At 61.9% G+C, this 15450-nt stretch carries 15 protein-coding genes, 1 tRNA gene and 1 riboswitch; of the genes, 6 read left to right on the top strand and 10 right to left on the bottom strand.

All coding sequences use genetic code 11. The features are described from left to right. Window positions 1–189 precede the first annotated feature (189 nt). Window positions 190–264 (top strand) — tRNA-Gly (locus ASD00_RS30015). A 112-nt stretch (window positions 265–376) separates the two neighbouring features. On the opposite strand, the gene ASD00_RS30010 is transcribed toward ASD00_RS30015, so the two are convergent. The 9 genes from ASD00_RS30010 to ASD00_RS29970 all read right to left on the bottom strand — a co-directional run bounded on the left by ASD00_RS30010 (window position 377) and on the right by ASD00_RS29970 (window position 7691). After that, window positions 377–1399, bottom strand: a complete 1023-nt coding sequence (locus tag ASD00_RS30010; RefSeq protein ID WP_025425148.1) for an aldose epimerase family protein — start codon at window positions 1397–1399, stop codon at window positions 377–379. Between the two features lie 289 nt (window positions 1400–1688). Continuing rightward, a complete protein-coding gene (locus tag ASD00_RS30005) occupies window positions 1689–2873 on the bottom strand; it encodes a VWA domain-containing protein (RefSeq protein WP_025425147.1) in 1185 nt (394 codons plus the stop codon). A 14-nt stretch (window positions 2874–2887) separates the two neighbouring features. After that, window positions 2888–3814 (bottom strand): homoserine O-succinyltransferase, encoded by a 927-nt coding sequence (gene metA, locus ASD00_RS30000; protein WP_025425146.1) that lies wholly within the window; start codon window positions 3812–3814, stop codon window positions 2888–2890. Window positions 3815–3877: 63 nt separating this feature from the next. Further along, window positions 3878–3955, bottom strand: a riboswitch (SAM riboswitch). 192 nt (window positions 3956–4147) lie between these two features. Next, window positions 4148–4597, bottom strand: coding sequence for an NUDIX domain-containing protein (locus tag ASD00_RS29995; protein ID WP_057210853.1), 450 nt, complete (start codon window positions 4595–4597; stop codon window positions 4148–4150). Continuing rightward, window positions 4594–5433: a MoxR family ATPase gene (locus tag ASD00_RS29990; protein WP_025425144.1), complete on the bottom strand. Its 840-nt coding sequence runs from the start codon at window positions 5431–5433 to the stop codon at window positions 4594–4596. The genes ASD00_RS29995 and ASD00_RS29990 overlap by 4 nt, the downstream gene beginning before the upstream one ends. A gap of 121 nt (window positions 5434–5554) precedes the next feature. After that, the gene (locus tag ASD00_RS29985; RefSeq protein ID WP_025425143.1) at window positions 5555–5935 is read right to left on the bottom strand and encodes a RidA family protein; all 381 of its coding nucleotides are present in this window, start codon (window positions 5933–5935) and stop codon (window positions 5555–5557) included. A gap of 8 nt (window positions 5936–5943) precedes the next feature. Beyond that, window positions 5944–6549, bottom strand: coding sequence for a 3-isopropylmalate dehydratase small subunit (gene leuD / locus ASD00_RS29980; RefSeq protein ID WP_025425142.1), 606 nt, complete (start codon window positions 6547–6549; stop codon window positions 5944–5946). A 215-nt stretch (window positions 6550–6764) separates the two neighbouring features. Continuing rightward, the gene (locus tag ASD00_RS29975; RefSeq protein WP_025425141.1) at window positions 6765–7196 is read right to left on the bottom strand and encodes a glyoxalase/bleomycin resistance/extradiol dioxygenase family protein; all 432 of its coding nucleotides are present in this window, start codon (window positions 7194–7196) and stop codon (window positions 6765–6767) included. A gap of 249 nt (window positions 7197–7445) precedes the next feature. Then, a complete protein-coding gene (locus ASD00_RS29970) occupies window positions 7446–7691 on the bottom strand; it encodes a hypothetical protein (protein ID WP_025425140.1) in 246 nt (81 codons plus the stop codon). 111 nt (window positions 7692–7802) lie between these two features. Between ASD00_RS29970 and ASD00_RS29965 the strand changes: the two genes are divergently transcribed. Both ASD00_RS29965 and ASD00_RS29960 read left to right on the top strand, forming a co-directional pair. Next, entirely contained in the window at window positions 7803–8708 is a 906-nt protein-coding gene (locus tag ASD00_RS29965) for a CoA ester lyase (RefSeq protein ID WP_025425139.1), read from the top strand. Beyond that, window positions 8705–8911: a DUF1737 domain-containing protein gene (locus ASD00_RS29960; protein WP_025425138.1), complete on the top strand. Its 207-nt coding sequence runs from the start codon at window positions 8705–8707 to the stop codon at window positions 8909–8911. Before ASD00_RS29965 ends, ASD00_RS29960 begins: the two co-directional genes overlap by 4 nt. Before the next feature lie 88 nt (window positions 8912–8999). On the opposite strand, the gene ASD00_RS29955 is transcribed toward ASD00_RS29960, so the two are convergent. Then, window positions 9000–9434: a metallopeptidase family protein gene (locus tag ASD00_RS29955; RefSeq protein WP_025425137.1), complete on the bottom strand. Its 435-nt coding sequence runs from the start codon at window positions 9432–9434 to the stop codon at window positions 9000–9002. 170 nt (window positions 9435–9604) lie between these two features. On the opposite strand from ASD00_RS29955, the gene ASD00_RS42150 reads away from it, so the two are divergent. From ASD00_RS42150 to ASD00_RS29940, 3 genes are read left to right on the top strand one after another with little or no spacing between them, the layout of a single operon-like run. Beyond that, window positions 9605–10564 (top strand): hypothetical protein, encoded by a 960-nt coding sequence (locus ASD00_RS42150; RefSeq protein WP_025425136.1) that lies wholly within the window; start codon window positions 9605–9607, stop codon window positions 10562–10564. Beyond that, window positions 10515–12032: a DNA polymerase Y family protein gene (locus tag ASD00_RS29945; RefSeq protein WP_239637582.1), complete on the top strand. Its 1518-nt coding sequence runs from the start codon at window positions 10515–10517 to the stop codon at window positions 12030–12032. Before ASD00_RS42150 ends, ASD00_RS29945 begins: the two co-directional genes overlap by 50 nt. Then, entirely contained in the window at window positions 12029–15385 is a 3357-nt protein-coding gene (locus ASD00_RS29940) for an error-prone DNA polymerase (protein ID WP_038575756.1), read from the top strand. Before ASD00_RS29945 ends, ASD00_RS29940 begins: the two co-directional genes overlap by 4 nt. The last annotated feature ends 65 nt before the right edge of the window (window positions 15386–15450 follow it).

Genomic DNA, 15450 nt, shown 5'->3' with positions numbered 1-15450 from the left:
AATCTCAGAGACGGCGGCGCGGCGCGAAAACGCGGCATTTGCGGGCTTCCCGGGGAGGCTTCCAAAAAATATTCGCTTTCTCGACATTTCCCTGTTGCATTCCAAAATCGCTTAGGCCATATAGCGCCCGTCGCCGCAAGACAGCGCGGCACCCACGGTCCACCGACTACCCCCGGACCGAGGTAATGAGCGGGTGTAGCTCAGGGGTAGAGCACAACCTTGCCAAGGTTGGGGTCGGGCGTTCGAATCGCCTCACCCGCTCCAATTTTCCCAACCATTTTACTTGTAAATGCTTTTGGCTTCGGCCAATGCATTCGCCCCGGGCGAAACGCAGCAGCCGTCTTGTCTCTGCTGTCAGCGCCGATGCGCTCGCCTGTCAGCTCTTCATGAAGACATAGTCGGTTTCCTGGCGGCGGAGTTCGCCGGGGCGCAGAACCGCGTTCGGAAAGCCCTCGTGATTGACCGCGTCCGGCCACACCTGGGTTTCAAGGCAGAAACCGGCAAAGGCGCCGTAGCGGCGTCCTTCGAGGCCGGGCACCGGCACGTCGAGCTTGAAGCCGGTATAGAGCTGGACGCCAGCCTCGGTCGTCAGCACTTCCATCGTCACGCCGGAATTGAGGCTGCGGGCAAAGGCGACTGAGTGTTTTGCCATGCGCTCCGGCGAAAGGCAGAAATTGTGGTCGTAGGCGATGCGTTCGCCCTCGGTCTGGCGCTTGAGCGAGGTCATTTCCCTGAGATCGAAGGCGGTGCCTTCGACCGGGCGGATTTCGCCCGTCGGGACCTGGAACTCGTTGGTCGGCAGATAATGGTCGGCGGCGATCATGATGTCGTGGCCAAGCGCGTCCGTGCCGCCATCGAGATTGAAATAGCTGTGCTGGCAGACATTGGCGAGTGTCGGCCGATCGGTCTCCGTCTCGTAGACGACACTGAGCACGCCGCCGGCTTTGAGCTGGTAGGTGCAGCGGATCTGGCAGCTGCCGGGATAGCCGGCGCGGCCGTCCGGGTCGGTGATCGCCAACGTGACGCTGTCCGGTGTGTGGCTGACGATCGTCCAGTTGCGCTTGCCGATGTTGTCGCTGCCGCCATGCAGGTGGGTCACACCTTTTTCATTGCATTCGAGCTGGTAGGTTTTGCCGTCGAGCGTGAAGCGACCGTCGCCAATACGGTTGGCGCAGCGGCCGGGCGTCGCGCCAAAATAGGGGGAATGGTCGAGATAGCTTTCGAGATCGGTGAACCCGAGCACCAGCGGCGGCTCATGGCCATCCAGCCGCAGATCCTGGATCACGCTGCCCCAGGTGAGGATATAGGCAGTAAGGCCACCACCGGAGAGCACGACACGATGAACCGGCTCACCCGATGGCAGGTGTCCGAAGATTTCCGTATCCGCATGCTTGTCCATCGCCTGGCTCCCCCACAGCGCCGCGCGTCTTAGCAGACGCGCAAAGGTCGCTGTACACTCTAGAACTGCTGCATGTTGTATCCTTAAATCGGCTAGAGCGCCGTGCGTTCAGATGAACACACAAAGGACGCTCTAGCACTTTGATTCTAGAGCATCTTATCCGCTTTCAGTGATTCCACTTGAAAGCGGGATGCTCTACGATTTACGGAAACATGCAGTCCTCACGACAAGCAACCTGCGTCATTTCAGGTGGATCGGCAACCGGAAATCGAGATTTTCTGCGGTAGATTCAGCGTGATAGTTGTTTCGTCGCGTCCTGCAGTCCGGCAAGCGTCAAGGGAAACATCCGTCCGCCTACGAGGCTCCTGATCATGCCGATCGACTGAGTGTAGCCCCAATGCTGCTCGGCAACCGGATTGAGCCAGATAGACCGGGGAAAATGGGCGGCGATACGCGAGAGCCAGAGCCCGCCGGCCTCGTCGTTCCAATGCTCGACCGAACCGCCGGGGTGGCTGATCTCATAGGGGCTCATCGATGCGTCGCCGACGAAGATCGCGCGGTAGTCGCTGCCGAAGGTGCGCAGCAGCTCCGCCGTGCGGGTGATGTCGGCGCGCCGGCGGCGATTGTCCTTCCACAGGCCTTCGTAGACGCAATTGTGGAAGTAGAAGTGCTCCATGTGGCGGAATTCGCCGCGTGCCGCCGAAAACAGCTCCTCAACGATGCGGATATGGTCGTCCATCGAACCGCCGACGTCGAAGAACATCAAGAGCTTGATAGCATTGCGCCGTTCCGGCCGGGTGACGACATCGAGATAGCCGTGCTCGGCGGTGGCGCGGATCGTGCCGGAGAGGTCGAGTTCGTCGGCAGCACCCTGGCGCACCCAGCGCCTGAGCCGTTTGAGCGCCACCTTGATGTTGCGCGTGCCGAGTTCGACCGTGTCGTCGTAATCCCTGAATTCGCGCCGGTCCCACACCTTGACCGCGCGCCGGTGCCGCGAGCCGTCCTGGCCGATGCGCACACCTTCGGGATTGTAGCCATAGGCGCCGAAGGGTGAGGTGCCGGCGGTGCCGATCCATTTGGCGCCGCCCTGGTGGCGCCCTTCCTGTTCGCTGAGCCGCTGGCGCAAGGTCTCCATCAGGGTCTCGAAGCCGCCAAGGCTTTCGACCAGGCGCTTCTCTTCCTCGGTCAGATATTTTTCGGCAAGCTTGCGCAACCACTCTTCGGGGATTTCACCCTGCGCGAACTCGTCTGGCGGATTGATGGCCTCAAGGCCGGAAAAACAATGCCGGAATACGCCGTCGAAGCGGTCGATATGGCGCTCATCCTTCACCAATGCCGTGCGTGCGAGAAAATAGAACGCCTCGATATCGAAGGTGGCAATGCCCGCCTCCATGCCCTCGATCAAGGACAGGAATTCCCGGAGCGTCACCGGGATCTTCGCGGCCTTCAATTCGAGGAAGAAGGGGATGAACATCCGCGGCTCCGGCCCTAGCTTTCGTTCCTGCCGATCAGGTCCATTTCGTAGGGCGTCGTCTGGTACATCTCGTTGATCCAGTTGCCGAAGAAAAGATGCGCATGGCTGCGCCAGCGGTTCTGCGGCGGCAGGGTTGAATCATTGTGCGGGAAGTAGTCATGCGGCATCTTGATCGGTACGCCCGCATCCACATCCCGGAAATATTCGTCCGATAGCGAAGTGGAATCATACTCTACGTGATTGAACATGTAGAGGCGCTTGCCCTTCTTCTCGTGCACGAGGCACACACCCATCTCCTTCGATTCCATCAGGATCTCAAGGTCGGGCACCGCATCGATGTCGGCGCGGCGCACTTCGGTCCAGCGCGACACCGGCACGGCGAAATCGTCGGAAAAGCCGTTGAGATAGACGGAGGAGGGCTGCAGGTTCTGGTGGCGGTAGACGCCGAAAGCCTTCTCCTTCAGCGGATATTTCGGCACGCCATGGAAATGATAGATCGCCGCCATCGCGCCCCAGCAGACGTTCAGCGTCGAATGCACGTTGGTCGTCGTCCAGTCGAGGATGCGCTTGAGTTCGTCCCAATAGGTGACGTCCTCGTATTCCAGCGTTTCGACCGGGGCGCCGGTGATGATGAAGCCGTCGAACTTGCGGGCCTTCACCTCCTCCCAGGTCTCGTAGAAGGCAAGCAGGTGTTCCTCGGAGGTGTTCTTCGCGCGGTGCGCGCCGATGCGGATCAGCGACAGCTCGACCTGCAGCGGCGAGGCGCCGATGAGGCGCGCCATCTGGATCTCGGTCTTGACCTTGTTCGGCATGAGGTTCAGCAGCCCGATCTGGAGCGGGCGGATATCCTGACGGATCGCCACGGTCTCGGTCATCACCCGCACGCCCTCGGTCGCGAGGGTCTCGAATGCGGGCAGCGTATCGGGTATCTTGATGGGCATGGGGCTTCCACTCGATCAATACAAAAAAACCGGCGGCGATTGATCGCGACCGGTCCTCGGAAAATCCACGTTTCCTCGGCCCTTTAGCGATTTGTTTAACGTGGCTGCAAGCCGGCCGGCCAAATCACCACGGATTGTTTGATAGCGCGGCAAGGCCGCGGGGGTCAATGAAAAACGATTCGTGTGGGTTGGCCCCTCATCCGGCTGCCGCCACCTTCTCCCCGCAGGCGGGGAGAAGGGACATTGCCGCGGCCGTTCGGCTCCCTTTCAGGCTTACAGCAGGTGATGAGGTTGCGGTCGCCGCGTTCCCCCGCCCCGCTTGCGGGGAGAGGGTTAGGGTGAGGGGCAATCTGTTGCTAGGTGCAGCAAGTCCAGACCGTTCTGCATGCCATATCCCAGCCGCTTGCCGGCCTCGCTCTGACTGAGCCAGAAGAAGCGAAAGCGGATCGGCGGGCCACCGCTCTCCGGCGTCATTTCGCGGTGCAGCCAGGGTTCCTTTTGTTCGCCGGCTAACGGCCCATGGAAATAGTGCCGGCGATGGCAGATTTTCCGGCCGTTCTGCGTGAAGTGATAGTCCTGCGTTTTAAATGGCAATAATGCCGGCGGCGGCGTCAGCCCGGTCTCCTCGACAAATTCGCGGAAGGCCGCCGCTTCAGGGCTTTCTCCCGGTTCTATCGTGCCGCCCGGGACCTGCAGATCTACATCGGGAAAGTCCGGCTCGTCGAAGACGAGCAGATGCCCTCGCCAGGTGGCGTAGATCAGGACCTTGTTGGCCGGTCTCATCCGTCGCGGCGTGCCATGAAGGCCAGGCGCTCGAAAAGGTGGACGTCCTGCTCATTCTTGAGAAGCGCGCCGTGCAGCTTCGGCAGCATGGTCTTTGGATCGGCGCGCAGGTCGGCCGGGTCGATCTCGTCGGCGACGAGCAGGCGGATCCAGTCGAGCGCTTCGGAGGTCGAGGGCTTCTTCTTCAGCCCCGGCACCTGGCGGATATCGTAGAAGGCGGCAAGGGCTGCCGAAAGCAGCGTCTTGCGGATGCCGGGATAGTGCACCTCGACGATGCGGGCGAGCGTGTCTGCGTCGGGAAAGCGGATATAGTGGAAGAAGCAGCGGCGCAGAAAAGCGTCCGGCAGTTCCTTCTCGTTGTTGGAGGTGATGACGACGATCGGCCGCTGGCGGGCGTGGATCGTCTCGTTGGTCTCGTAGACGTGGAACTCCATCCGGTCGAGTTCCTGCAGCAGGTCGTTCGGAAACTCGATGTCGGCCTTGTCGATTTCGTCGATCAAGAGCACCACACGCTTCCCGGCCTCGAAGGCCTGCCAAAGCTTGCCCTTGCGGATGTAGTTCTTGACGTCGTTGACGCGCTCGTCGCCGAGCTGGCTGTCGCGCAGGCGCGAGACGGCGTCATATTCGTAAAGTCCCTGCTGCGCCTTGGTCGTCGACTTGACGTTCCATTCGATCAGGTCGAGTCCCAGAGCAGCTGCAACCTGCCGCGCAAGCTCGGTCTTGCCGGTGCCGGGCTCGCCCTTGACGAGCAGTGGCCGTTCCAGCCGGATCGCGGCGTTGACGGCGATCATCAGGTCCTTGTCGGCGATATAGTCGGCGGTGCCTTCGAATTGCATGGGCTTCTTCCGGTCATAGTGATGCGGAAAACGGTCCTGCGGGCGAGGGCCGTCGTCATGCTTCTGCAGTAGCGCATAAGCGGTGCAGGTGTCACTGCCGCTGGCTGCGACCCGTCAGACGTCAGCCGCGGAAGGCGGTAACCTCGATCTCGATCAGCATTTCCGGGCGGATGAGATCGCAGACGATCATGGTGGCGGCAGGGCGGATTTCGCCGAACATCTCGCCGAAGATCGGAAAAACCCGGTCGGCGAAACTGGCATCGGTGACGTAGTAGTGATTGCGCACCACGTCTAAGAGCGAGAAGCCCGCCTCTTTCAGCGCGCCCTCGATCGTCTTCAGGCAATTGTGCGCCTGCTCTTCCACCGTTTCCGGCATGGTCATGGTGGCGTAGTCGTAGCCGGTGGTGCCGGAGACGAAACACCAGTCGCCCTTGGCGACGGCACGCGAATAGCCTGCCGTCTTCTCGAAGGGCGAACCGGAAGAGATGAGCTTGCGCGTCATCCCGTCGCTCACGCCCAGGGGCGCGAGGCGGTGGTCGACTTTTCGAAGCTGTCGATGGCCGTTGCCTTCTCCAGCGTCAGGCCGATGTCGTCGAGGCCGTTCAGCAGGCAGTGGCGCTTGAAGGCATCGACCTCGAACTTGACCGTGCCGCCGTCCGGACCAGTAATTTCCTGGGATTCCAGGTCGACCGAGAGGATGGCGTTGGAGCCGCGCGAGGCGTCGTCCATCAGCTTGTCCAGGTTCTCCGGGCTGACGACGATCGGCAGGATGCCGTTCTTGAAACAGTTGTTGTAGAAGATGTCGGCGAACGAGGTCGAGATCACGCAGCGGATGCCGAAGTCGAGAAGCGCCCACGGTGCGTGCTCGCGCGAGGAGCCGCAGCCGAAGTTGTCGCCGGCGACCAGGATCTTGGCGTTCTGGTAGGCGGGCTTGTTGAGCACGAAATCCGGGTTGACCGAGCCGTCCTCGTTGTAGCGCGCTTCGGCGAAAAGTCCGGTGCCGAGGCCGGTGCGCTTGATCGTCTTCAGGTAATCCTTCGGAATGATCATGTCCGTGTCGACGTTGACGACGGGGAGGGGAGCGGCGACGCCGGTGAGCTTGACGAACTTTTCCATAACTTCAGGCCTTCGATTTCAGCGAAATGTTGCGTAAGCGTTTAGATCAGTTTTGCGCCGAAATGAAGGAAAATCTATCCCGAAGATGCTTGCCGGGCGGGTGAAATCGCCTGCCCGGCAAGTGTTGTCGCGGTTGTTTTATCCGTTGGGCGCCTTGCCCGAGGGTTTTGCCGAAATCGGCCGGTGTCTGGCTTCGGTCTCAGCCTGTCTTGACTCTAGCCTGCTTTTACTGGGGCGTTCAGCGCCCAGAGCACGCCGAAGGGGTCGCGCAGCTGCCCGTAGCGATCGCCCCAGAACATCAATTCGATCGGCATCACGACTTCGGCGCCGGCGGCGACCGCCTGGCTCCACCACGCGTCGATGTCGTCGACCGGCAGCATCAGGCTGAAGGCCTGCGGCTTTTCCAGGGCATGGCCGTATTCCGGATAGGCGTCACTGAGCATCAGCGAGCTGCCGTTGATGTGGAGATGGATATGCATCGTCCGGCCCTGGTCGTCGACCGGTTGCCGATAGGCTTCCTTTGCGCCGAAGGCGTGCTTGTAGAATTCCGCCGCCTTGGCCGCGCCGTCGACCTGGAGATAAGGCACCAGGCCGTTGAGGGCCTTCGGCAGCTGGTTTGCGTCTGTTTTCTGCGTCGTGCTGTCCATGTCATGCTCCTGTTGAGGGAATGATGCAGTGGCCATGACCTTTGCTGGCCTGACCCAAGGACGAACGCAAGCGGGTCTTGCCGACACGGGTGTCGCAAAAAAATCGAGCGAGATTGGGCTGCCGCGTCGGGCAGACTCAAGCATTTCGGGAAAAATGCGAAGCGGTTCCCGTCAGGAAGTGCGTAGAAACAAGGAGATAGAGCGCTTCCGCGACGTCGTCTAAACCGGAAACGCTCTGGAGATCGATGCCTAGAGATCGATGATCGTGCCGCGACCGTCGTTCCAGATGCGCATTTCGCGCGGGGCGGCGCCGGAGGTCGGGCGGGCCGTTGCTCGAGCCTGCTTCAGGTTCAGCCGGGCGGCAATGGCGCTGCCGATCGCGACAACGGCGGCGATGCCGGCGAGCGCAAGCGCAAGCGATGCGGTGAAGACGAAGGCTGCCAGCGTAATGGTGATGGCGAGAGCCGTAAAAAGAACAGAACGTATGCTTTGCATGATCGTCACCTTTCTGCTCGGGATGTGGGTGTTGCCGCCGCCGCTTGCAAGAGGGGTGCGGCCGTTCGCCTCGTCTTGCGGAAAAAAGGAAAGGCGGGCACAACTGGCCGCATGACAAAATCGATCGAACATCACCCCGTTCGCCTGCGCCGTTCGGTGCTTTCAGTGCCGGCCGACAATGCCCGCGCACTGGCCAAGGTTGCGGAACTTGCGGCCGATGCCGCGATCTTCGACCTTGAGGATGCGGTGGCGCCGGAGCGCAAGGCCGAGGCGCGGGACGGCCTCGTTCGCCACCTCGTCGAAAACAGGCCGGATTGTGAGGTCATCATCCGCATCAATGCGCTCGGATCGGGCTTCGGCCAGCAGGATCTGGCGGCGGCCGTTTCGGCAAAGCCTGACGCAATCCTGCTGCCCAAGGTCGAAAGTCCGGCCGATATCCAGATCGTCGCCGACTGGCTGGCCGATAACGATGCGCCGGAGGCGTTGCGTCTCTGGGCGATGATCGAAACGCCGCGCGGTGTCGTCAATGCGCCTGTTATCGCCGAGACCGGCCGCACCTTCGGCGGCAGGCTCGATTGTTTCGTCGTCGGCCTCAACGACCTGCGCAAGGAAACCGGTGTTCCCGACCGGCCCGGCCGTCCGTACCTCATCCCCTGGCTGATGCAGATCCTTTTGGCCGCACGCGGGAGCGGTCTCGACGTCATCGATGCGGTGTTCAACGATTTCCGTGACGCCGACGGTTTCGACGAGGAGTGCCGGCAGGGGCGCGACATGGGCTATGACGGCAAGATGCTGATCCACCCGCTGCAGATCGGCCCGGCCAACGAACGCTTCGGCGTCGAGCAGGCGGCCGTCGACGAGGCGCGCGCCATCATCGCCGCCTTCGCGCTGCCGGAGAACGCGGAAAAAGGTGTCATCAATCTTCATGGCCGAATGATCGAGCGGCTGCATCTCGATCAGGCCCTGAAGCTCGCCGCCAAGGCGGAGATGATTGAAAAACGAAAGGCAAGATTTTGAAACTTTACCGCTTCCTCACCGGCCCCGACGATGCGTCCTTCTGCCATAAGGTGACGGCGGCACTGAACCAGGGTTGGTCCCTGCACGGCTCACCGACCTACGCCTTCAATGCGGATACGCAGCACATGCAATGCGGACAGGCCGTATTCAAGGAAGTCGAAGGCAAGGACTACCACCCCGACATCAAGCTGTCGGAACAGTAAAAAGCAGGAACGCTTCGACTTTCCGGCCGGAGCGTTTTTTTGTTTTCCGATTGTTTTTCGGGGGCTCTGCCTCGGAGCGGATGGGGGCTTAGTTGCCCACGTGCTCCACGCTCGCCTCGATCCGTTCCATATCGTCGTCGGAGAGGCCGAAATGGTGGCCGATCTCGTGGATCAGCACATGGGTGATGATGTCGCCCAGCGTTTCCTCGTTTTCCGCCCAATAGTCGATGATCGGGCGGCGATAAAGGATGATCCGGTTCGGAAACTCACCTGTCTCCATGGTGAAACGTTCGCTGATGCCACGGCCTTCGAACAGGCCGAGCAGGTCGAACGGCGTCTCCAGCGCCATGTCCTCGAAGACGTCGTCGCTTGGAAAATCGGCAACCTCGATGATGAGGTCGGTCGTCAGTTGGCGGAACTCCTGCGGCAGGTGGCTGTAGGCTTCCACTGCGAGTTGTTCGAATGTCGTGAGCGTCGGTGCGTGGCGTTCCCGCCAATCATCGGTCTGGTCAATGCGGGCCATAGGCACTCCTTGTTGCCCTCCATATAGCGATTTTGCCTTTGTTTTTCGAGTGTTGAATTCCGGCTGGGGTGGGCGAGGAATAAATTCTTAAACTTGGCTGTTGACTCATGTGGTCAGCTCTGGAATCTATAAGAACATAACAGGAACATCTTAAATGGGAGTTGACCGTCATGGCCGAGAACGCCGTGCAGCGGGAGACCGTTCTTTCGCTTCGCGAAACCATAGCCAGGATCGAAAATCGCAGGCTTGCGGGCGTCGTGAAGGCGGTCAAGGCGGCCGATCCCGCAGGCTTTCGGCGCAAGGAAGAAGGTCACCAGTCCTCCGGCCGCAAGGTCCTGCCGCTCGGCATTCCCGAACTCGACGATATCCTCGAGGGCGGCCTGCCGCTCGAGGGTATGACCGAGATCCGCAATTCCGAGACGCGCGATGCCGGCGCTGCGGCCGGTTTTGCAACCGCGCTCAGCGCCCTTTGTCAGCAGGCGCGCCAGCAAAAGGGCGATGCCGGGGCACCGGTTCTGTGGGTCAGCCAGTCGCTGGCCTCGACCGAGGCCGGCCTGCCCTACGGTCTTGGTCTCAAGGCTTACGGGCTCGACATTCGAAGCCTGATCCTCAGCCTGCCGCGCACGGTGAAGGACGCGCTGTGGATCGCCGAGACGGCGCTTTCCGTCCCGGCCTTCTGTGCCGTCATTCTCGAAATTCGCGGCAATCCGGCATCGCTGGCCTTGAGCGAAAGCCGGCGCCTGCATGTTCGCGCGCGCGCCGGACGCATTCCTCTTCTTCTTCTGCGTCAGTCCGGTCACGAGGAGGCGAGCAGCGCCTTCTTCCGGCTTCATATCGAACCGGCGCCCGCCCGCGAGCGCGCCCTCCCTGACGGTTCGATGCTTTGCGGCAGCATCGGCCATCCCGTCTTTCACGTCATTGCCGAAAAAAGCAGGTCTCCTGCTCCCGTCGGCCTCTTCCTGGAGTGGAACCCCCATGACCGCCGCTTTTACCCCGTCGAGCCCCTACCAGCCGCTGCTGCGGCAGACCCACAACCAGCGCATTCTGTCGCTCGACTTTCCGCATCTTCCGGCCGACCGGGTGGCGCGGAGCCGCTGGGGAACCTCCTGGCTTTCCCGCGGGCGTCCTGATCATCCGCCTGTCGTCTTTGCCGACCGGGTCAGGAATGCGATGCGCCTCGTCGCGCTCGATGGCCTTGCCGAGAAATCAGGATTCCAGTTGGGCCAGGGCGTTGCCGAGGCGCGGGCCATGTGTCCCGAGGTCGATGTGCTGCCCGCCGACCGGGCGGCGGATCGCGCCCTTCTGGAAGGGCTTGCGGACTGGTGCAGCCGCTACACGCCGCTGGTGGCGCTCGACGGCGAAAGCGGCCTTTATCTCGACATTACCGGCTGCGCCCATCTTCTCGGCGGCGAGAAATCGCTTCTCGACGACCTGCTCGCCCGGCTCTTTCATCTCGGCATCGAGGCGCGTGCGGCGATCTCGTCTTCGGCAGGGCTTTCCTGGGCGGTGGCGCGCTTCGGCTCGCAAAGCGTGATCGCTCCGGAGGAGGCCGTACGCGTGCTTGCGCCACTGCCGATGGCTGCCCTCAGGCTTCCAGTCGACATGATCGAAACGCTCGGCCGGGTCGGGCTCAAGCAGGTCGGCGATATCATCGAGGCGCCGCGGGCGCCGCTTGCCCGCCGCTTCGGATCCATTCTGCTCCTGCGCCTCGATCAGGCCATGGGGCTGGAGGACGAGCCGCTCTCGCCGCGGCTCCCCGTTGCCAGCCTCTCGGCCGAGCGGCGGCTTTCCGAGCCGGTCCAGGGTGAGGACGATATTCTCGGCCTGACGCAGGAGCTGGCAGCAAGGCTGAAGCCGGAGCTGGAAAAGCGCGGCGAAGGCGGACGGCTGTTCGAACTGCTGCTGTTTCGCGTCGACGGCCGGGTCTTTCGCATCGCTGCCGGAACGTCTTCGCCGCTGATTGAACCGAGCCGCATTGCCGGCCTTTTCCGCGAGCGGCTGCAGGCGGTGCACGAGGATCTCGATGCCGGTTTCGGTTTCGAGATCCTGCGGCTGTCGGTTCCCAAAAGCGAAAAATACGAGGTGATGCAGGAGGATTTTTCCGGCACGCCGGATCGGCAGCAGCCGCTTGCGGCCTTTGCCGACAGGGTCATGGCGCGGCTGGGCGCAGAAAGCCTGTTTCTGCCCGTCCTGTCGCAGAGCCACGTGCCGGAGCGTGCCGCCGCCTTTCAGCCGCTTGCGGATGTGGAAATGCTGAAGACGGTCGAGGAAGCCGCTTCCACTGTTCCGGCCTGCCTTAGGATGGCTTCCGTTCGACCGCAGCGGCTGTTCCAAAGTCCGGAGCCGGTGGAGGCGGTGGCCGAGGTGCCGGAGGGCCCGCCCAGAAGCTTTCGCTGGCGGCGGAGCCTTCATCGCATAGCGCGCGCCGAGGGTCCTGAACGGATCGCGGCCGAATGGTGGGTCGATGGCGAAAAGGCGGCCGAGCGGGATTATTTCCGGGTGGAGGATGAAAAAGGCCGGCGCTTCTGGCTGTTTCGAGAAGGGCATTATGGCGGGCCCGCACAGCCGCGCTGGTTCATGCATGGGGTCTTCGCATGAGCACGCCCTATTTCGAGATCGGCGCCTGGTCGAATTTCTCCTTCCTCGAAGGAGCCTCCCATCCGGGCGAAATGATCGTTGCCGCCAGCCGCCTTGGTATTTCCGGCCTTGGCGTTGCCGATCGCAATACGGTGGCGGGCGTGGTGCGCGCTCATGCGCAGGCCAAGGTGGAGGCGTTTTCCTTCCAGCCCGGCGCCCGGCTTTCCTTTGCCGAAGACATCCCGGATGTGCTCGCCTATCCGCGCAACCGTCGGGGCTGGGGCAATCTCTGCCGCATGCTGAGTGCTGGAAACCTGCGGGCGAAGAAAGGCACCTGTACGCTCTACGAGACCGACCTTGTCGAATGGGGCGAGGATATCCTGATTGCCGTCCTGCCCGACCCGGTGATCGGGGCGTCGGAGGCTAAAAACCTTGCGGAATTTCTCAAGCGGCTGAAGCCGCATTTTGCCGACCGGCTCTATCTGGCGCTGGTGCCGCGCTATGACGGTTTCGATCAGCTTGTCTTTGCCGGGCTGGCGACCATCGCCCGCAACGTGGGCACGAGGCTGATCGCCACCAACAGTCCGCTGTTTCACGCGCCGGCGCGCCGGCCGCTGGCCGATATCGTCACCGCCATACGCGAGCATGTGACGGTGGCGCAGGCGGGGTTCCGGCTTCAGGCGAATGCCGAACGCCATCTGAAACCACCGGCGGAAATGGCGCGCATCTTTCGCGACTACCCCGAGGCGATCGCCAATACCGGGCATTTTTTCCGCCGGCTGAATTTCACTTTGGCGGAACTCGAATACCAATATCCCGATGAGAGTTTTGCAGGCGAGACGACGACACAGACCCTCAGGCGGCTGACGATGGAAGGCGCCCATGTGCGTTATCCCGAAGGCATTCCCGCGAAGGTCTCGACCCAGATCGAATACGAGCTCGAGCTGATCGCCAGCAAGCGCTATGAGCCCTACTTCCTCACCGTGCGCAACATCATGGAATATGCGCGAAGCGTCGACATTCTCTGCCAGGGCCGCGGCTCGGCGGCAAATTCGACGGTCTGCTACTGCCTTGCCATCACCGAGGTCGATCCGCTTTCGACGACGCTGCTTTTCGACCGGTTCCTGTCGACGGAGCGTGACGAGCCGCCGGATATCGATGTCGATTTCGAGCACGAGAAGCGGGAAGAGGTGATCCAGCATATCTATAGGACGTACGGCAAGGAGCATGCGGGGCTTACGGCCGCCGTCATCAGCTACCGGGCGCGGTCGGCCGGTCGCGAAACGGCCAAAGCCTTCGGCTTTTCCGAGGACGTGCAATCGGCGCTTGCCGGTTCGGTCTGGGGTTGGTCGGCCGCCGACCTGTCGGAACGGGAGGCCAAGGCCGCCGGTCTCGATGTCAAGGATCCAACGACGGTGCGAGTGCTCGACTATGCCACCGCGCTGATGAGCTTTCCCCGCCATCTCTCTCAGCATGTCGGCGGTTTCGTCATCACCCGCGATCGGCTCGACGAGGTGGTGCCGATCATGAACACGGCGATGCCCGACCGCTACATGATCGAGTGGGACAAGGACGACCTCGATACGCTGAAGATCCTGAAGATCGACGTGCTGGCGCTCGGCATGCTGACCTGCATCGCCCGGGCGTTCAAGCTGATGGAGCGGCATTACGGCGTGAGGAAAGACCTGCACACGCTGTTCAAGGATGAGCAGGATGACGTCTACGACATGATCTGCCGGGCCGATACGATCGGCGTCTTCCAGATCGAGAGCCGGGCTCAGATGAGCATGCTGCCGCGGCTCAGGCCTCGTGTCTTCTATGATCTCGTCATCGAGGTGGCGATCGTGCGGCCCGGACCGATCCAGGGCAACATGGTGCATCCCTATCTGAAGCGGCGGGAGCAGCGCAATCGCAACATACCCATCGAATATCCGAGCAAGGAGCTGGAAGTGGTTCTGGAGCGGACCCTTGGTGTGCCTTTGTTCCAGGAACAGGCGATGCAGATCGCTATTACCGCGGCAAATTTCACGCCGGGCCAGGCCGATCAGCTCAGGCGGGCAATGGCGACCTTCAAGCGAACCGGCACCATCCACACCTTCGAGCAAAGGATGGTCGAGGGCATGGTCAACAATGGCTACGACAGAGATTTCGCCGTACGTTGCTTCAAGCAGATCGAAGGCTTTGGCGAATACGGCTTTCCCGAAAGCCATGCTGCGTCCTTCGCGCTGCTCGTCTATGTCTCTTCATGGCTGAAGACCTATTATCCCGATGTCTTCTGCGCAGCACTTCTGAACTCACAGCCGATGGGCTTTTACGCTCCCGCCCAATTGGTGCGGGACGCGCGCGAACATGGCGTGCGGGTGCTGCCTGTCGATATCAACCATTCGAATTGGGATGCGGACCTCGAGAGGGGCGGGCATGATCGTGGTGCGGTGGAGCCGCGCCATCGGGACATGCTGGGTGTGATCAAGACGGAAAAGGCCATCCGCCTCGGCTTCAACCAGGTCAAGGGGCTGAGAGAGATGGAGATCGTGGACAAGCTTATCGCCCATCGCGGCCGGGGCTATACCTCGGTTCGCGATCTCTGGCTGCGCTCGGGATTGCCGCGCTCCGTGCTGGAGAAGCTTGCCGATGCGGATGCGTTCCGTTCGATCGGGCTCGATCGCCGCAACGCGCTTTGGGCGGTAAAGGCGCTGGATGAGAAAAGTGCTGCCGAGCGGTTGCCGCTCTTCGAGCAGGCGACGCAGGACGAATTCCAGCTGGAGCCGGCAGTTTCGCTGCCGGTGATGCTGGAGGGCGAGCAGGTCATCAACGATTACCGCTATCTCTCCTTCTCGCTGAAGGCGCATCCGGTTTCTTTCCTCCGGGCGGAGTTTTCGGGGCAGGGGCTGGTCGAAAACCGCGCGCTTGCCACGGCACCCGTCGGCCGAAGAGTGACGGTTGCCGGGCTGGTGCTCGTTCGCCAGCGTCCAGGCTCGGCCAAGGGCGTGATCTTCATGACGATCGAGGACGAGACCGGCGTCGCCAATGCCATCGTCTGGCCGAAGGTTTTTGAAAAATACCGGCCGGTGATCATGGGTGCGCGTCTCGTCAAGATCCGCGGCCGGCTCCAGCGTGAAAGCGAGGTCATCCACGTGGTGGCGGAGTATATCGAGGATATGACCCCGATGCTCGGGCTGTTGCGCAAGGAGGAGCGCCGCTTCGGCGCCAACGATCGTGCCGACGAGGTGCTGCGACCGACGGCCGACGCGCGCGATAAGAAGGTGCTGAAGGAACTGCGCCTTGCGGCTGCCCGCCGTGCCGCCGGCGCCGATCATCAGGCCGTCGCGACCGAAATTGCCGACGTCATGCCGAAAGGCCGCAACTTCCATTGATGAACAGACACGATGGGCTCGGCTTGGCTTCGAAGGCTCGGTCCCTCACAGCCGTTTCATGACCC

The sequence above is a fragment of the Ensifer sp. Root31 genome, from assembly GCF_001424825.1.
GTDB lineage: Bacteria > Pseudomonadota > Alphaproteobacteria > Rhizobiales > Rhizobiaceae > Ensifer > Ensifer canadensis.
The sequence above is the reverse complement of the archived record's forward strand: the minus strand, read 5'-3'. Positions and strand labels throughout refer to the sequence as shown.

Coding starts and splice junctions, on each gene's coding strand:
- ASD00_RS30010 (WP_025425148.1), bottom strand. CDS start 1,399: ATGGACAAGCATGCGGATACGGAAATCTTCGGACACCTGCCATCGGGT.
- ASD00_RS30005 (WP_025425147.1), bottom strand. CDS start 2,873: ATGTTCATCCCCTTCTTCCTCGAATTGAAGGCCGCGAAGATCCCGGTG.
- metA (WP_025425146.1), bottom strand. CDS start 3,814: ATGCCCATCAAGATACCCGATACGCTGCCCGCATTCGAGACCCTCGCG.
- ASD00_RS29995 (WP_057210853.1), bottom strand. CDS start 4,597: ATGAGACCGGCCAACAAGGTCCTGATCTACGCCACCTGGCGAGGGCAT.
- ASD00_RS29990 (WP_025425144.1), bottom strand. CDS start 5,433: ATGCAATTCGAAGGCACCGCCGACTATATCGCCGACAAGGACCTGATG.
- ASD00_RS29985 (WP_025425143.1), bottom strand. CDS start 5,935: ATGACGCGCAAGCTCATCTCTTCCGGTTCGCCCTTCGAGAAGACGGCA.
- leuD (WP_025425142.1), bottom strand. CDS start 6,549: ATGGAAAAGTTCGTCAAGCTCACCGGCGTCGCCGCTCCCCTCCCCGTC.
- ASD00_RS29975 (WP_025425141.1), bottom strand. CDS start 7,196: ATGGACAGCACGACGCAGAAAACAGACGCAAACCAGCTGCCGAAGGCC.
- ASD00_RS29970 (WP_025425140.1), bottom strand. CDS start 7,691: ATGCAAAGCATACGTTCTGTTCTTTTTACGGCTCTCGCCATCACCATT.
- ASD00_RS29965 (WP_025425139.1), top strand. CDS start 7,803: ATGACAAAATCGATCGAACATCACCCCGTTCGCCTGCGCCGTTCGGTG.
- ASD00_RS29955 (WP_025425137.1), bottom strand. CDS start 9,434: ATGGCCCGCATTGACCAGACCGATGATTGGCGGGAACGCCACGCACCG.
- ASD00_RS42150 (WP_025425136.1), top strand. CDS start 9,605: ATGGCCGAGAACGCCGTGCAGCGGGAGACCGTTCTTTCGCTTCGCGAA.
- ASD00_RS29940 (WP_038575756.1), top strand. CDS start 12,029: ATGAGCACGCCCTATTTCGAGATCGGCGCCTGGTCGAATTTCTCCTTC.